This is a genomic window from Rathayibacter sp. AC451, assembly GCF_979253095.1.
In genome coordinates this window covers 243,866-258,650 of sequence record NZ_CEEDBD010000001.1, presented here as the reverse complement: position 1 = coordinate 258,650, position 14,785 = coordinate 243,866, and the positions used below count along the sequence as shown (strand labels likewise).

The following is a 14,785-nucleotide window of genomic DNA, read 5'->3' as shown; positions in this document are numbered from 1 at the left end:
ATTGGCACCGGGAGGCCCCCTTTGGCCCTCGTCCGGGCGCCGCGCCGCTGACGTCCCGCTCGGATGTCGGACGTCCGTGGTGTCATCGCCGCATGGACACCTCCTTCCTCGTCGGGCTCGTCATCGGCGCCCTGCTGGCCGGTCTCGCCGTCGCCCTGTGGGCCCGCTCCCGCACGCCCGATCAGGCGATCGCCCTCGAGCTCGCCACCGCGAGCGCCCGGGCCGACGGCCTGGAGGAGCGCCACGAGGCCGTGGTGGAGCAGTACCGCGAGCAGCTGGGCGGCGCCCGCGACCAGGTGCGCGAGCTCCAGGAGCAGCTGCGCGCGGTCGCCGAGCGCGAGCGGCACGACGCCCGCATCCTGCAGACCCTCTCCCCCGTCGCCGAGAGCCTGCGCGGCATGCAGGAGGCGGTCCGCCGGCTCGAGAGCGAGCGGGCCGAGCAGTTCGGAGCGATCACCGAGCAGCTCGAGGGCCAGCGGGCGGCGGGCGAGCGGCTGCGCTCCACGACCGAGACCCTCGCGTCGGCCCTGCGCTCGAACTCCAGCCGGGGCGCCTGGGGCGAGACGCAGCTGCGCAACGTCGTCGAAGCGGCCGGTCTCGTGCAGCGGGTCGACTTCGACGTGCAGTTCGGCCTCGAGGGCGAGGCGGGCCGCGGCCGGGCCGACATGGTGGTGAGGCTCCCCGGGGGCAAGGCGATCGCCGTCGATGCGAAGGTGCCGTTCGACGCCTACCTCGAGGCGAGCGCGATCCCGGCGGGAGCCGGCGCCGACGAGGAGGCGCGCCGTGCCGCCCTCCTCCGGGCGCACGTGCGTGCGCTCCGGGGCCACGTCGACGCCCTCGCCGCGCGGTCCTACTGGTCGGGCCTGCCCGCCAGTCCCGAGTTCGTCATCGCCTTCGTGCCGAGCGAGCCCCTGCTCGCGAGCGCTCTCGACGCCGATCCGACCCTGCTCGAGTACGCGTTCCGCAAGCGGGTCGCCCTCGCCTCCCCCGTCACGCTCTGGTCGGTGCTCAAGACCGTCGCGTACACGTGGCAGCAGGACGTCCTGACGGACGACGCGAAGCGCCTGCTCGATCTCGGCAAGACGCTGTACTCGCGGCTGAGCACGCTCGCCGATCACGCGGAGGGACTGCGCCGCTCGATCGAGAAGACGGTCGACTCCTACAACGCCTTCGCCGGCTCCCTCGAGTCGCGCGTGCTCGTCACCGCCCGGCAGTTCGACTCCCTCGACGAGACGCGCGTGATCGCTCCCGCCCAGGGCGTGAGCTCCTCGCCCAGGCGCCTCACGGCCGTCGAGCTCGTCGAGTCGGAGAGCCTCTCGGACGAGCGCACCGCCTGAGGTCCGCACCGCGGACGACGGAGGGGCCCGGCGCCGCAGCGCCGAGCCCCTCCGGAGGGAACTGCCCCGAGTCCTAGATCCACTTCTCCGCGAGGTGCTGCGCGGTGACGCGGCGGATGGTGCCCGAGCGCGAGCGCAGGACGATCGACTCCGTCGTGATGACGTGGCCCTCCTTGCGCACGCCCTTCACGAGCCCGCCGTTGGTCACGCCCGTCGCCACGAAGTAGGTGTTGTCACTGCGGACGAGGTCGTTCGCGTGCAGGACGCGGTCGAGGTCGTGTCCGGCGTCGAGTGCGCGCTGGCGCTCGTCGTCGTCCTTCGGCCGCAGGATGCCCTGGATCACGCCGCCGAGAGCTCGGATGGCGCAGGCGGTGATGATGCCCTCCGGCGTCCCTCCGATGCCGACGCACATGTCCAGTCGCGAGTCGTGCCGGGCCGCATTGATGCCGCCCGCGACGTCGCCGTCGAGCAGCAGTCGCGTCCCCGCGCCCGCGGCGCGGATGTCCTCGATCAGCTTGGCGTGGCGCGGGCGATCGAGGACCGCGATGCGCATCTCGTCGACCGGCTTCCGCTTGGCGCGGGCCAGCGCCCGGATGTTCTCGCCGATCGGTCGCTCGATGTCGATGATCCCGACGCCCTCGGGCCCGGTGACGATCTTCTCCATGTAGAAGACGGCCGACGGATCGAACATGGCGCCGCGGTCGGCGACGGCGATCATCGAGAGCGCGTTCTGGCGGCCGGCCGCGGTGAGCGACGTGCCGTCGATCGGGTCGACGGCGATGTCGGCCGCCGGTCCCGAGCCGTTGCCCACGTGCTCGCCGTTGTAGAGCATGGGCGCGTTGTCCTTCTCGCCCTCGCCGATCACGACGACCCCGTCGAAGTTGACGGTTCCGAGGAAGGTGCGCATGGCGTCGACGGCGGCGCCGTCGGCGGCGTTCTTGTCGCCCTTGCCGATGAACGGCACGGCGCGGATGGCCGCGGCCTCGGTGGCCCGGACGAGCTCCATGCCGAGGTTGCGATCAGGGTGGAGGTAGAGCGAGTCGTTGTCGGTATCGGTCACAGCGCGGAGTCCTTCGCGTTCGATGTTCGTGCAGACGGCGTCGTCGCAGGACCCGCGAGAGCGGGTCCCCATCCCGCTCGAAGCCTAGCGGAGGCACCGCTCGGCGCCCCGGGGGAAGGCCCGCACCGGCCTCGCTAGACTCGACCGCGACGCGGGCCTCGCCCGACCCCCTCCCGTTCATCCGTCAAAGGAGATGCCATGCCCGTCGCTACCCCGGACCAGTACGCAGAGATGCTCGACAAGGCGAAGGCCGGCGGTTTCGCCTACCCCGCCTTCAACGTGTCGTCGTCGCAGACGATCAACTCGGTCCTGCAGGGCCTCACCGAGGCGGGCTCGGACGGCATCATCCAGGTCACCACGGGAGGCGCCGACTACTTCGCCGGCCACACCGTGAAGAACCGCGCGGCCGGAGCGATCGCCTTCGCGAAGTTCGCCACCGAGGTCGCCAAGAACTACCCGGTCACGGTGGCGCTGCACACCGACCACTGCCCGCAGAACGCGCTCGAGGGCTTCGTCTACCCGCTGATCGCCGCCTCCGAGGAGGAGGTCAAGGCCGGTCGCGAGCCCCTGTTCCAGTCGCACATGTGGGACGGATCGGCCGTGCCCCTCGACGAGAACCTGGCCATCGCCAAGGAGATCCTCCCCCGCGTGAAGAACATCAACGCGATCCTCGAGGTCGAGATCGGCGTCGTCGGCGGCGAGGAGGACGGCGTCTCCCACGACATCAACGAGCACCTGTACACCACGCTCGACGACGCGATCGCGACCGTCGAGGCGCTCGGCTTCGGCGAGCAGGGCCGCTACATGGCCGCTCTCACCTTTGGCAACGTGCACGGCGTCTACAAGCCCGGCAACGTGCGTCTGCGCCCCGAGCTCCTCCGCGAGATCCAGGACGGCCTGCAGGCGAAGTACGGCACCGCGGCCCTGCCGCTCGACCTCGTCTTCCACGGCGGGTCGGGCTCGACCGACGAGGAGATCGCCGAGGCGGTCCGCAACGGCGTCGTGAAGATGAACATCGACACCGACACCCAGTACGCCTTCAGCCGCTCGATCGCCGACACCGTGCTGAAGAACTACGACGGCTTCCTCAAGGTCGACGGCGAGGTGGGCAACAAGAAGATCTACGACCCGCGCGCCTGGGGCAAGATCGCCGAGACCGCCATGGCCGCCCGTGTCGCCGAGGCGACCCGTCAGCTCGGCTCCGCCGGCAACTCCGGGAAGTAGGACTCCGCTCCGTGACGAACGCACACGACCAGTCGGGCGGCTCCGAGCGCCCGAAGCCGCAGTACGGCGAGTACGCGCCTCCCGGCTGGTCGTGGAACCCTCCGGCCGACACGGTGGTCCCGGATCCCCGCGGCTCCGAGACCGAGCCCCGTCCCGCCACGGCTCCGTCCAAGCCCACGGCCGCGCACCCGGTCGACCGGCTGCTGACGATCGTCCTGCTGGCGCTCGGCGTCTTCTTCGCCGTGCCGACGCTGCTCGATCCCTCGAGCTTCGCCACGACGCTCGAGGACCTCTACACGAGTCAGGGCATCGGCACGTACGCGTCCCCGGATCTGGCCCGCACGCTCGGAGTGGCGATCGCGCTCGCGCAGTCGCTCATCGTGGCCTTCGCCGTCTGGATCTCGATCCGCCGTCTCCGCGCGGGCAAGCGCGCTGTACTCGTCCCGATCCTCGGGATCGTGGCCACGGTGGTCCTCTCGATGATCGTCGCCGGCATCGCGATCCTGGGCGACCCGACGTTCGCCGACTACGTCTCGCGCATGTCGAGCCAGGGCGCCGCCGGCCTCGACGCCTGAGCCCCGCGCACGGAAGAGGCCGCCCTCCCCTCGGGGAAGGCGGCCTCTCGTACGTGAGGGAGCGGTCAGCCGCGGACCGGCGCCGTGGTGCGGCCACCGATCGCACGGGCGTCGCGCTTGCCTGCGACGTCCTTCCGGAGCTCCTTGGGCAGCGAGAACATGAGGTCCTCCTCCGCCGTCTTGACCTCCTCGACGTCGCCGTAGCCCGCGGCCGCGAGGTCGTCGAGGACCTCGCGCACGAGGACCTCGGGCACCGAGGCGCCGCTGGTGACGCCGACGGTGCGGATGCCCTCGAGCCACTCCTGCTTGATCTCGCTCGCGTAGTCGACGCGGTACGCGGCCTTGGCGCCGTACTCGAGGGCGACCTCGACGAGGCGCACGGAGTTGGAGGAGTTGGCGGATCCGACGACGATCACGAGCTCGGCGTCGGCGGCGACCTTCTTGATCGCGACCTGGCGGTTCTGCGTGGCGTAGCAGATGTCGTCGCTCGGCGGGTCCTGCAGGTTCGGGAAGCGCTCGCGGAGGCGGCGGACCGTCTCCATCGTCTCGTCGACCGAGAGCGTTGTCTGCGAGAGCCAGACGACCTTGTCCGGGTCCTTCACGACGATGGTGTCGACCTCGTCGGGGCTGCCGACCAGGGTCACGTGATCGGGGGCCTCTCCGGCGGTGCCCTCGACCTCCTCGTGGCCCTCGTGGCCGATCAGGAGGATCTCGAAGTCGTCGCGGGCGAAGCGGACGGCCTCGCGGTGCACCTTGGTGACGAGCGGGCAGGTGGCGTCGATCGCCTGCAGACCGCGGTCGGCCGCTCCCTGCACGACGGCGGGCGACACCCCGTGCGCGCTGAAGACGATGTGGGAGCCCTCGGGGACCTCGTCGACCTCGTCGACGAAGATCGCCCCCTGGCTCTCGAGCGTCGAGACGACGTGCACGTTGTGCACGATCTGCTTGCGCACGTAGACCGGGGCGCCGTAGTGCTCGATGGCCTTCTCGACGGCGACGACCGCGCGGTCGACTCCGGCGCAGTAGCCGCGCGGAGCGGCGAGGAGCACGCGCTTCGCGCCGTCGACGGGGACGTCGCGGAGGCGCCCGGTGGCGCGGGGCATGCGCGGCATGGGCAGGCTGATCGAGACTTGACTCACCCCCTGATTCTATGCGCTCGCAGCTGAGCAGGGGCCGATGCGCTGTCGGAGGCATCCCGTACGGTGGTCGACGCGGGAGCGCCCCCGCTCCCCACCGCCCGCCCGAGCGAAGGCACCGATGACAGACGCCCCTCCCACCGCAGAGAACCCCTGGCCGGTCGGCCTGCTCGCGAGCAAGCTCAAGGGCTGGATCGAGCGCCTGGGCACGGCGTGGGTCGAGGGCGAGATCACCCAGTGGGGCGTCTCGGGCGGGAACGTCTACGGCAAGCTGAAGGACGTCTCGGGCGATGCCACTGTCGGCTTCACGATCTGGTCCTCCGTGCGCTCGCGCATCCCGGCCGATCTCGCGCAGGGTGCGCGCGTGATCGCGCTCGTCAAGCCGAACTACTGGCTCAAGGGCGGCACGCTCACCATGCAGGTGTTCGAGATGCGCCACGTCGGCCTCGGCGACCTGCTCGAGAAGCTCGAGCGCCTGCGCCGGCAGCTCGCCTCCGAGGGGCTGTTCGAGCCGGGGCGCAAGAAGCGGCTCCCCTTCCTCCCCCACGGCGTGGGCCTCATCACCGGCAAGGACTCGGACGCCGAGAAGGACGTGCTGCGGAACGCCCAGCTGCGCTGGCCCGCCGTCCGCTTCCGCGTCGTGCACGCGGCGGTGCAGGGCGAGCGCACGGTGGCCGAGGTCACCGCCGCTCTGCGCGTGCTCGACGCCGACGAGGGGATCGACGTCATCGTGATCGCCCGCGGCGGCGGCGATTTCCAGAACCTCCTCGGCTTCAGCGACGAGTCGCTCGTGCGGGCCGTCGCCGCCTGCGCGACCCCCGTCGTGAGCGCGATCGGCCACGAGGCCGACCGCCCGCTGCTGGACGACGTCGCCGACCTGCGCGCCTCCACGCCGACCGACGCGGCCAAGCGCGTGGTCCCGGACGTCTCCGACGAGCTCCTCCGGGTGCAGCAGGCGCGACTGCGGATGACCACCCGGGTGAGCGGTCTCGTCTCGCACGAGGTCGACCGGCTCTCGCAGCTGCGCTCCCGGCCCGTCCTCGCGAATCCCCGGGTCCTCGTGGACCAGCGCTCCGAGGAGCTCACCCGCTGGGTCGCCCGCGGGGCCGAGCTCGTGGAGCGGCGGATCGAGCGCGCCCACCTCGAGGTCGAGCGCCTGCACGGGCACCTGCGCGCCCTGTCGCCGCAGCACACGCTCGACCGCGGCTACGCGATCGTGCAGAACGCGTCTGGCCACGTCGTCCGGTCGCCCGGCGACGCCGAGGCGGGCCAGGCGCTCGTCCTGACCCTCGCCGAGGGAGCCGTCGCAGTCCGCTCGGAGGGCCCAGCGGACGATCCCGCCGGTCGCGGCTGACCCCTCGCCGACCTCCTGCACCGCGCCTCCCCCGCATGCCCCGATCGATAGGATCAACACCATGGCCGACGCCCGCACCGACTCCCCCGCTCCCGAGGGACTCGACTCCGACGTCTCCGAGTTCAGCTACGAGCAGGCCCGCGACGAGCTCGTGCGCGTCGTGTCCGAGCTCGAGCAGGGCAGTTCCACCCTGGAGCGCTCCCTGGCGCTCTGGGAGCGCGGCGAGGCTCTCGCGGCGCGGTGCGAGGAGTGGCTGATCGGCGCACGCGCCCGCCTCGAGGCCGCCCGCTCCGGATCGAGTGCCGGATGAGCCGCCGCAAGGAGCCGCGCGTCGTCGCCGAGCTCGGCCGTCCCGAGACGCCCGCCGAGATCGCCGCCCGCAAGGCCGAGAACTCCCGGCTCTACCGCCAGCGCAAGACGGTGAACAACCTCGTCTTCTCGCTTCTCGCCACCGTCGGAGTCGTCGCTCTGATCGTCCTGATCGTCCCGCGCGGCGACGGCACGGAGCGTCCGGCCATCGACGTCCCGCTCGTCGCCTCGCAGCTCCAGCTCGGCGAGACCGAGACGCTCGCCGTGCCCGACATGCCGGAGGGCTGGTCGGCCAACGCCGCCGAGCTCCGCACCGACGGCGGCATCGACTACTGGTACGTCGGCCTGCTGACCCCCGCTCCCGACTCCGGCTACATCGGCGTCAGCCAGGGCTTCGACGCCGACGAGGCGTGGGTCGCCCGCCAGCTCGACCGCGCCGGAGCGACCGGGGTCGAGCAGATCGACGGCCGGGAGTGGACGGTCTACGACCGCCGCGACTCCGGCCAGGACACCGGCAACACCCCGTACGCGCTCGAGACGACCGAGGGCGCCAGCACGTACCTCGTCTACGGCACGGCACCCGTGGAGCGCATCCGCGAGGTCGTCGACGCCGTCTCGCCCCAGATCGGCCAGGAGGAACAGTGACGAACCACGACGACAGCCTCGAGAGCGGCGCTCCGCAGACCATCCCGGTGCCGCGCGAGTCGCGCCCGCCCGCCTGGGTGTGGAAGGAGATGCTGCGCGGCAATCAGCGCTTCGTCGCCGGCGAGCCCCGTCACCCCCGCCAGGACGTCGAGCGCCGTGCGGAGCTCGCCTCCGAGCAGCGCCCGCTGGCCGCTCTCTTCGGCTGCAGCGACTCCCGCCTCGCAGCCGAGATCATCTTCGACCTCGGTCTCGGCGACCTCTTCGTCGTCCGCAACGCCGGCCAGGTCATCGCCGACTCGATCCTCGGCTCCCTCGAGTACGCGGTCGCCGTGCTCGGAGTGAAGCTGATCCTCGTCCTCGGGCACGACGAGTGCGGAGCGGTGAAGGCCGCGATCGAGTCGCAGGCACCGGGCGCCCAGCGCCTCCCCCCGCACATCGAGCACCTCATCGAGCCGATCATCCCCGCAGTGCGCCGCGTCGTCGGGCCGCAGCCCGACGGTCGCGTGCTCGTCGACCCCTCGGCCACCGACACCCTCGTGGTCGGCCGTGAGCACCTGCGCGACACGGTCGCCGAGATGCTGCAGCGCTCCCCCCTCATCGCCGATGCGGTCGCCACGGGCGCCCTGGCCGTGGTCGGAGCGAACTACCGGCTGTCGGACGGCACCGTCGTCTCGGACGTCGTGCTCGGCATCGACCCGCCGCAGTTGAGCCCCTACCTCTCGGAGCAGGAGCGAACGCTCAGCCCCCTCCAGTCCGCCGCGTCCTCCGACGCGGCGGTGCCCGGCGCCGAATGACCGGCTCCGGCGAACCGCACCGACGATCAGACAAGGACGAACACAGCGTGGTGGATCACCTCCCGACCGACTCCGGCGAATTCCGCATCGAGCACGACACGATGGGCGAGGTGCGCGTCCCGCGCGATGCCCTCTACGCCGCGCAGACCCAGCGCGCCGTCGAGAACTTCCCGATCTCGGGGGCCGGACTCGAGTCCGCCCAGATCAAGGCGCTCGCGCGGATCAAGAAGGCGGCGGCGCTCGCCAACGCCGAGCTGGGCGTGCTCGACGCGGACATCGCCCAGGCGATCGCCGAGGCGGCCGACCTGATCGTGGCCGGCGGCTACGACGAGCACTTCCCGATCGACGTCTACCAGACCGGCTCGGGCACGTCCTCGAACATGAACATGAACGAGGTGCTGAGCAGCCTCGCGACGACGGCGCTGGGCCGCCAGGTCCACCCGAACGACCACGTGAACGCCTCGCAGTCCTCGAACGACGTCTTCCCGACCTCGGTGCACGTCGCCGTCACCGGTGCGCTCATCGAGAGCCTCATCCCCTCGCTCGAGCACCTCGCCGAGGCGCTCGAGGCCAAGGCCGAGCTCTGGAGCGAAGCGGTCAAGTCCGGACGCACGCACCTGATGGACGCCACGCCCGTCACCCTCGGCCAGGAGTTCGGCGGCTACGCCGCGCAGATCCGCCTCGGCATCGAGCGGGTGCAGTCGGCACTCCCCCGCGTCGCGGAGGTCCCGCTCGGCGGCACCGCCGTCGGCACCGGCATCAACACGCCTGCCGGATTCCCGCAGAAGGTCATCGCGCGCCTCGCGGAGGAGACCGGGCTGCCCGTCACCGAGGCCCGCAACCACTTCGAGGCCCAGGGCGCCCGCGACTCGCTCGTCGAGGCGTCCGGCGCGCTGCGTGTGCTCGCCGTCAGCCTCACCAAGATCAACAACGACCTGCGCTGGATGGGCTCCGGACCCAACACCGGTCTCGGCGAGCTGCACATCCCCGACCTCCAGCCCGGCTCCTCGATCATGCCCGGGAAGGTGAACCCCGTGATCCCCGAGGCGGTGCTCATGGTCTGCGCCCGGGTCATCGGCAACGACGCCACCATCGCGTGGGCGGGCGCCTCGGGCGCCTTCGAGCTCAACGTCGCCATCCCCGTCATGGGCACGGCGCTCCTGGAATCGATCCGCCTGCTCTCCACGTCGTCCGTCCTGCTCGCGGACAAGACCGTCGACGGGCTCGAGGCGAACCTCGAGCGCGCTCGTGCCCTGGCCGAGTCGTCGCCGTCGATCGTCACTCCGCTGAACAAGGTGATCGGCTACGAGGCCGCCGCCAAGGTCGCGAAGAACTCCGTCGCCAAGGGCATCACGGTCCGCGAGTCCGTCGTCGACCTCGGCTTCGTCGAGCGCGGCGAGGTCACCGAGGAGCAGCTGGATGCGCTGCTGAACGTGATGAGCATGACCCACCCCGGCTGAGTTGTTTGGTCGGCTTTCCGAGGTGGGCGCGTTCCGTAGAGCGTCCTCCGTTCGGCTAGCGCGAAACGCTGGCACGCGCCGGCGTTCTCTTGGTCGTCCCGCGCCCGTGGCGCAGGACGACCCGCAGTCGGCCCTCCGAGGTGGCCGCGTTCCGTAGAGCGTCCTCCGTTCGGCTAGCGCGAAACGCTGGCACGCGTTCCGCACGTTCGCCTCGCGGACCGTCGGCTGGTCGTCCACTGATCTGGGGAATCAGTGGAGGGCGAGGACGAGCCAGAAGGCGGTGAGCTGGAAGGGGCCGAAGGGGATCCGGGAGGAGTCGCCGTGGAGCAGGAACGGCAGGGTCCAGGCGCCGGCCAGGAGGAACGGGAGCAGCACTCCTACGATGACCGCCTCCGGCGGGAGCGCGGAGAGAGGTAGCGCGAGTGCGCTCCCCAGCTTCACATCGCCCATACCCAGGCCGCCCCCCATGTGCAGGGCCCCGAGCACGACGGACGCCGTCAGAGCGGCGAGTGCCGACCGATCCCCGCGCCCCGACAGCATGTCCCCGACCACCGAGGCGGCACCCGCCGCGAGCAGCGGCAGGGTCAGCGCGTTCGGCAGGCGGTGCTCTCGGACATCCCCGAGGACGAGCGGGACCGAGATCGCCGCGATGAGCACCGCGACGGCGAGCGACCCCACGGGCAGAGGCGAGGTCACCGCGACCGCGATCAGCGCACTCGCTCCGAGGGCTGTCGCGGTGAGATCGCGCAGGGGAAGGGTCGCCGACAGCATCCGCAGACCGTAGCCGCCCGCGGACCGATCCCGTCGGCACTCTCCACAGGCGCCGGGTCACTCCGGCGCGGGCACCGGTCCGAGCCAGGCGTTCGCGAAGGTCGAGTGGGCGGACTCGTCGTCGGACGGGTGGAACAGCCCGGCGAGCACGTCCCGGTACAGGCGCGACAGCTCCGAGCTCCGCGAGTAGGCCGAGCCGCCCGCGACCCGCACGGCGCTCTCCACGATCCGCAGCGCTGCCTCCGTCGTGCGGATCTTCACGCCGACGAGGGAGGGTAACCACGCGGCACCGCGGTCGACGAGGGCGTCGACGTCGGCCGCGGCCGAGCGCAGCGGAGCATCCAGGCCGTCGAGCAGGATCGCCGCGTCCGCGATGCGCCAGCGGATGTCCGGGTCGTGCGCGAGGGCGCGTCCGCCCGCTTTCAGCGACGTGCGGCGGTGGGCCGCCTCGACGGCCAGGGCGAGCGCGCGCTGCGCGATGCCGAGGTAGACCGAGGCGATCAGCAGCTCGAACGCCGAGAAGATCGCGAACACCAGCGGATCCGCGTTCGGCCCGACGGGCAGCGAGCGCACCATCCGAGACGCCGGGATGCGCACCCCGTCCAGCACCGTGGTGCGGCTCTGGGTGGCCCGCATGCCGAGCGTGTCCCAGTCGTCGCGCACGCTCAGACCGGCGACGGGGTCCGACGGAGCGTCCCGGTCGATGAAGCCGTGCACGAGCCGGGGCTCGGCTCCGCTGTCGTCCCTGCCGAAGACCCCGAGTCGCGTCCACGCCGGCGAGAGGGAGGTGAAGATCTTGGTGCCCGTGAAGCGATATCCGCCGTCGGGCTGCCGATCCGCGCGGACGAGGGAGTCGAAGAGGACGAGGTCGTTGCCCGGCTCGCTGTTGCCGAAGGCGAAGACGTGCCCCGCGGCGGCGTCCGCGAGCACGTGCTCGAGGGAGGCATCGCCCCGATCGCGGAGAGCCTTCGCCACCCCGGTCCAGACGAGGTGCATGTTCACGGCGAGCGCCGTCGCCGGAGCGGCGGTCGCGAGCCGGGTCTGCTCGGCCGCCGCCTGCTCGAGGCCGAGGCCGCGCCCGCCCAGCTCCTCGGGCACGAGCAGCGCCAGGTAGCCGATCGCGCGGAGCTCCTCGAGGTCGTCGGCGAAGAAGACGTTGCGCTCGTCGTAGTCGGCGGCGCGTAGGCGGAAGCGCTCGAGGAGCGCGTCATCGAGGATGCTCACCCGGGCCACGCTACGCCCGTCGGCCGGCGCTCCCCTCCTCGTGTCGTCCTCGGCTCGCAGAACCGCGTCCGGCGCGCAGGAACCCGAGGATCCTGCGCGCCGGACGCGGCTGAGAGATCGGCTCCTACGCCAGCTCGTTCGACTCCAGCATCTCGGTCACCAGTGCCGCGATCGCCGAGCGCTCGGAGCGCGTGAGCGTGACGTGCGCGAACAGCGGGTGCCCCTTCAGCGTCTCGATCACCGACGCGACTCCGTCGTGCCGGCCGACCCGCAGGTTGTCGCGCTGGGCGACGTCGTGGGTCAACACGACCCGCGAGTTCTGCCCGACCCGCGAGAGGACTGTCAGCAGCACGTTCCGCTCGAGCGACTGGGCCTCGTCCACGATCACGAACGCGTCGTGCAGCGAACGACCGCGGATGTGCGTGAGCGGCAGCACCTCGAGCATCCCGCGCTCGATCACCTCGTCGAGCACGTTCTGCGAGACCAGCGCGCCGAGCGTGTCGAAGACCGCCTGCGCCCACGGGTTCATCTTCTCGGCGGCGTCGCCGGGCAGGAAGCCGAGGTCCTGGCCGCCGACCGCGTACAGCGGACGGAAGACCATGATCTTCTTGTGCTGGCGCTTCTCGAGCACCGCTTCCAGCCCGGCGCAGAGCGCGAGAGCCGACTTGCCGGTGCCGGCGCGGCCGCCGAGCGAGACGATCCCCACCTCCTGGTCGAGGAGCAGGTCGATCGCGAGCCGCTGCTCGGCCGAACGGCCGTGCAGCCCGAAGACGTCGCGGTCCCCGCGCACCAGCGTGATCTGCCGCTTGCCGGTCACCCGAGCGAGAGCGGAGCCCCGGTCCGAGTGGACCACCAGTCCCGTGTTGATGGGGATGCCCTCGACCGCGTCGGTGAAGAGGCGCTCCCGGTCGTAGAACTCGCTCATCGCACCGCCCTCGAGCGTGATGTCGTCCATCCCGGTCCAGCCCGACTCCGGCGCGAGCTCGGCGAGGTACTCCTCGGCGGCGAGACCGATCGACGCGGCCTTCACGCGCATCGGCATGTCCTTGGAGACGACGGTGACGGTCGAGCCCTCGTTCGCCAGGTTCATCGCGACGGCGAGGATCCGAGCGTCGTTGTCGCCCAGCTGCAGCCCGCTGGGCAGGACCGACATGTTCGAGTGGTTGAGCTCGACCCGCAGCGTGCCCCCGTTGCCGACGGCGATCGGGAAGTCGAGGCGCTCGTGCTTGACGCGCAGCTCGTCGAGGTGCCGCAGCGCCTGGCGGGCGAAGTAGCCGATCTCGGGATCGTGGCGCTTGCCCTCGAGCTCGCCGATCACGACGATCGGCAGGACGACCGCGTGCTCCGCGAAGCGGAACATGGCCATCGGGTCCGACAGCAGCACCGACGTGTCGAGCACGTACGTGCGCAGGAGCTGATCGGAGGAGCCGGCGGACCCGTGCTGCGCTCGGCGGTGGATGCCGCCCTGCGCTCCGGCCTGCTGGTCCATACCCTGGGGAACTGTCACGACGACTCTCCACACCCCGGGGGCTTCGACACCCCCGGCTCACTGTGCGAGCCGGCCATCGGTGCGTTCCCGCACCGCGCAGTTCCCTTCACTGGTCTGCGCGATATCGAGCCGTACTTGTGTGGCCGTCTCGACCAGGCGCTTCACCTGATGTCTCGAACATAACCCCGCGAATGACATCCGTGTGCTTCCCACCGCTACGAATGTGTAACCAGTGTGTGAACGCGCGGCTCCGCTCAGAACGCGGCGCCCGTGCCCGCCGAGACGAGAGCGGCCCGCAGTGCCGCGAGCGTCTCGTCGGTGGTGCCGGCGTGAGCGCTGAAGCGCACGGTTCCGGGGCGCAGCCGCGCCGTCACTCCGTGGACGTCGAGGGACGCGCTCAGGGGTGCGAGCTCCTCGGCGGCCGGCTCGACCACGACGATGCCCGCGCGCTCCCTCTCGTCTCGAGAGCTGATGAGGGCGAGCCCGAACTCGTCGGCGAGGTCGACGATCGCGCTGACCCGCTCGGCGATCCGCGCGGCGATGGCCGTCACTCCCACTGCGGCGATGTCCTCGAGCGCGCCGGCGAAACGCGCCTGGGCGATCGGATCGGGGTTGGTCACGCTGAACGCGCCCGCGCCGGATCGGGGCGGTGCCACCTCGTCCCACGGCTCGACGGCGTCCGCTCCGGTCCATCCGGAGAGCACCGGCGAGAGCCGCTCGAGCGCGCGCTCGCTCAGCGCGAGGAAGCCCGTGCCCCAGCCCGCCCGCACCCACTTCTGCCCGCCGGACACGACGACGTCGGCCGCGGACCAGGGTGCGTCGACGACGCCGAACCCCTGGATGGCGTCGACGATCAGGAGGCGATCGCCGATGACGTCGCGCAGGCCCTCGAGATCGGCGAGATGACCCGTGCGGGAGTCGACGAGGCTGACCGCGACCGCCGTCACCTCCGGGGTGAGGTGCTCGCGCACCGCGTCGGGAGTCACCCGGCCCGGCCCGCCCGGCAGCCACACCGGCGTCACGGCTCCCAGCGCCTGCTGGGCGCGCACCGCGGCGAAGGGCAGGCTCGGGAACTCCCCCGCCGACAGCAGCACTCCCCCGGTGGCGCCGAACATCGTGTGCAGAAGGCCCGTCGAGGTGTTCGGCTGGAAGACGATCTGCTCGGCCGGGAGGCCGACGAGTCCCGACACGGCGGAGCGGACGCGCGCGTCCTGTGCCGCCAGCTCGCCGAGCGCCCGCCCTGTCTGCAGCAGCCGGGTCGCGGCGTCCTGCTCGGCGACGGCGGTGGCCGAGATCGGACCGATGCGGGCGAAGTCGAGGTATCCCGTCTGCTCCGAGAAGGTGCCGAGGAAGTCGTCGATGCCCAGGGTGCTCGTCGTGCTCATGCCGGCCCTTCCGATGAGTGGT

At 71.6% G+C, this 14,785-nt stretch carries 14 protein-coding genes; 8 read left to right on the top strand and 6 right to left on the bottom strand.

The features are described from left to right. Window positions 1-92 precede the first annotated feature (92 nt). Window positions 93-1,337 carry a DNA recombination protein RmuC gene (locus AC0CID_RS01210; RefSeq protein WP_465225504.1) on the top strand — a complete coding sequence of 415 codons (1,245 nt, stop codon included), beginning with the start codon at window positions 93-95 and terminating at the stop codon, window positions 1,335-1,337. Window positions 1,338-1,410: 73 nt separating this feature from the next. On the opposite strand, the gene glpX is transcribed toward AC0CID_RS01210, so the two are convergent. After that, the gene (glpX, locus tag AC0CID_RS01205; protein WP_242683115.1) at window positions 1,411-2,343 is read right to left on the bottom strand and encodes a class II fructose-bisphosphatase; all 933 of its coding nucleotides are present in this window, start codon (window positions 2,341-2,343) and stop codon (window positions 1,411-1,413) included. A 252-nt stretch (window positions 2,344-2,595) separates the two neighbouring features. Between glpX and fbaA the strand changes: the two genes are divergently transcribed. Continuing rightward, entirely contained in the window at window positions 2,596-3,621 is a 1,026-nt protein-coding gene (gene fbaA, locus AC0CID_RS01200; RefSeq protein WP_207404834.1) for a class II fructose-bisphosphate aldolase, read from the top strand. 11 nt (window positions 3,622-3,632) lie between these two features. Further along, window positions 3,633-4,196 (top strand): DUF6264 family protein, encoded by a 564-nt coding sequence (locus tag AC0CID_RS01195; RefSeq protein WP_465225503.1) that lies wholly within the window; start codon window positions 3,633-3,635, stop codon window positions 4,194-4,196. 65 nt (window positions 4,197-4,261) lie between these two features. Here AC0CID_RS01195 and AC0CID_RS01190 read toward each other — a convergent pair whose 3' ends face one another. After that, entirely contained in the window at window positions 4,262-5,308 is a 1,047-nt protein-coding gene (locus AC0CID_RS01190; RefSeq protein WP_207404909.1) for a 4-hydroxy-3-methylbut-2-enyl diphosphate reductase, read from the bottom strand. 145 nt (window positions 5,309-5,453) lie between these two features. On the opposite strand from AC0CID_RS01190, the gene xseA reads away from it, so the two are divergent. The 5 genes from xseA to AC0CID_RS01165 all read left to right on the top strand — a co-directional run bounded on the left by xseA (window position 5,454) and on the right by AC0CID_RS01165 (window position 9,894). Continuing rightward, window positions 5,454-6,686 (top strand): exodeoxyribonuclease VII large subunit, encoded by a 1,233-nt coding sequence (xseA, locus tag AC0CID_RS01185; protein WP_465225502.1) that lies wholly within the window; start codon window positions 5,454-5,456, stop codon window positions 6,684-6,686. A gap of 61 nt (window positions 6,687-6,747) precedes the next feature. Continuing rightward, entirely contained in the window at window positions 6,748-6,996 is a 249-nt protein-coding gene (locus tag AC0CID_RS01180) for an exodeoxyribonuclease VII small subunit (RefSeq protein ID WP_207404841.1), read from the top strand. Beyond that, window positions 6,993-7,640 (top strand): DUF4245 domain-containing protein, encoded by a 648-nt coding sequence (locus AC0CID_RS01175; RefSeq protein WP_465225501.1) that lies wholly within the window; start codon window positions 6,993-6,995, stop codon window positions 7,638-7,640. The genes AC0CID_RS01180 and AC0CID_RS01175 overlap by 4 nt, the downstream gene beginning before the upstream one ends. An 89-nt stretch (window positions 7,641-7,729) precedes the next feature. Then, window positions 7,730-8,434, top strand: a complete 705-nt coding sequence (locus AC0CID_RS01170; protein ID WP_207404911.1) for a carbonic anhydrase — start codon at window positions 7,730-7,732, stop codon at window positions 8,432-8,434. Window positions 8,435-8,481: 47 nt separating this feature from the next. Continuing rightward, the gene (locus tag AC0CID_RS01165) at window positions 8,482-9,894 is read left to right on the top strand and encodes a class II fumarate hydratase (RefSeq protein ID WP_465225500.1); all 1,413 of its coding nucleotides are present in this window, start codon (window positions 8,482-8,484) and stop codon (window positions 9,892-9,894) included. A 249-nt stretch (window positions 9,895-10,143) separates the two neighbouring features. Here AC0CID_RS01165 and AC0CID_RS01160 read toward each other — a convergent pair whose 3' ends face one another. The 4 genes from AC0CID_RS01160 to AC0CID_RS01145 all read right to left on the bottom strand — a co-directional run bounded on the left by AC0CID_RS01160 (window position 10,144) and on the right by AC0CID_RS01145 (window position 14,763). Continuing rightward, window positions 10,144-10,665, bottom strand: coding sequence for a prepilin peptidase (locus AC0CID_RS01160; RefSeq protein WP_465225499.1), 522 nt, complete (start codon window positions 10,663-10,665; stop codon window positions 10,144-10,146). Between the two features lie 57 nt (window positions 10,666-10,722). Beyond that, window positions 10,723-11,898 carry an acyl-CoA dehydrogenase family protein gene (locus AC0CID_RS01155; RefSeq protein WP_465225498.1) on the bottom strand — a complete coding sequence of 392 codons (1,176 nt, stop codon included), beginning with the start codon at window positions 11,896-11,898 and terminating at the stop codon, window positions 10,723-10,725. 115 nt (window positions 11,899-12,013) lie between these two features. After that, window positions 12,014-13,378: a PhoH family protein gene (locus AC0CID_RS01150; RefSeq protein WP_465228022.1), complete on the bottom strand. Its 1,365-nt coding sequence runs from the start codon at window positions 13,376-13,378 to the stop codon at window positions 12,014-12,016. 254 nt (window positions 13,379-13,632) lie between these two features. Further along, window positions 13,633-14,763 carry an aminotransferase class V-fold PLP-dependent enzyme gene (locus AC0CID_RS01145; RefSeq protein WP_465225497.1) on the bottom strand — a complete coding sequence of 377 codons (1,131 nt, stop codon included), beginning with the start codon at window positions 14,761-14,763 and terminating at the stop codon, window positions 13,633-13,635. Window positions 14,764-14,785: the final 22 nt, after the last annotated feature.

Bases quoted from the DNA above. Each gene is read 5' to 3' on its own strand.
- fbaA (WP_207404834.1), top strand. From the start codon at position 2,596: ATGCCCGTCGCTACCCCGGACCAGTACGCAGAGATGCTCGACAAGGCG.
- xseA (WP_465225502.1), top strand. From the start codon at position 5,454: ATGACAGACGCCCCTCCCACCGCAGAGAACCCCTGGCCGGTCGGCCTG.
- glpX (WP_242683115.1), bottom strand. From the start codon at position 2,343: ATGGAGCTCGTCCGGGCCACCGAGGCCGCGGCCATCCGCGCCGTGCCG.
- AC0CID_RS01175 (WP_465225501.1), top strand. From the start codon at position 6,993: ATGAGCCGCCGCAAGGAGCCGCGCGTCGTCGCCGAGCTCGGCCGTCCC.
- AC0CID_RS01180 (WP_207404841.1), top strand. From the start codon at position 6,748: ATGGCCGACGCCCGCACCGACTCCCCCGCTCCCGAGGGACTCGACTCC.
- AC0CID_RS01160 (WP_465225499.1), bottom strand. From the start codon at position 10,665: ATGCTGTCGGCGACCCTTCCCCTGCGCGATCTCACCGCGACAGCCCTC.
- AC0CID_RS01190 (WP_207404909.1), bottom strand. From the start codon at position 5,308: ATGCCGCGCATGCCCCGCGCCACCGGGCGCCTCCGCGACGTCCCCGTC.
- AC0CID_RS01145 (WP_465225497.1), bottom strand. From the start codon at position 14,763: ATGAGCACGACGAGCACCCTGGGCATCGACGACTTCCTCGGCACCTTC.
- AC0CID_RS01170 (WP_207404911.1), top strand. From the start codon at position 7,730: ATGCTGCGCGGCAATCAGCGCTTCGTCGCCGGCGAGCCCCGTCACCCC.
- AC0CID_RS01210 (WP_465225504.1), top strand. From the start codon at position 93: ATGGACACCTCCTTCCTCGTCGGGCTCGTCATCGGCGCCCTGCTGGCC.
- AC0CID_RS01150 (WP_465228022.1), bottom strand. From the start codon at position 13,378: ATGGACCAGCAGGCCGGAGCGCAGGGCGGCATCCACCGCCGAGCGCAG.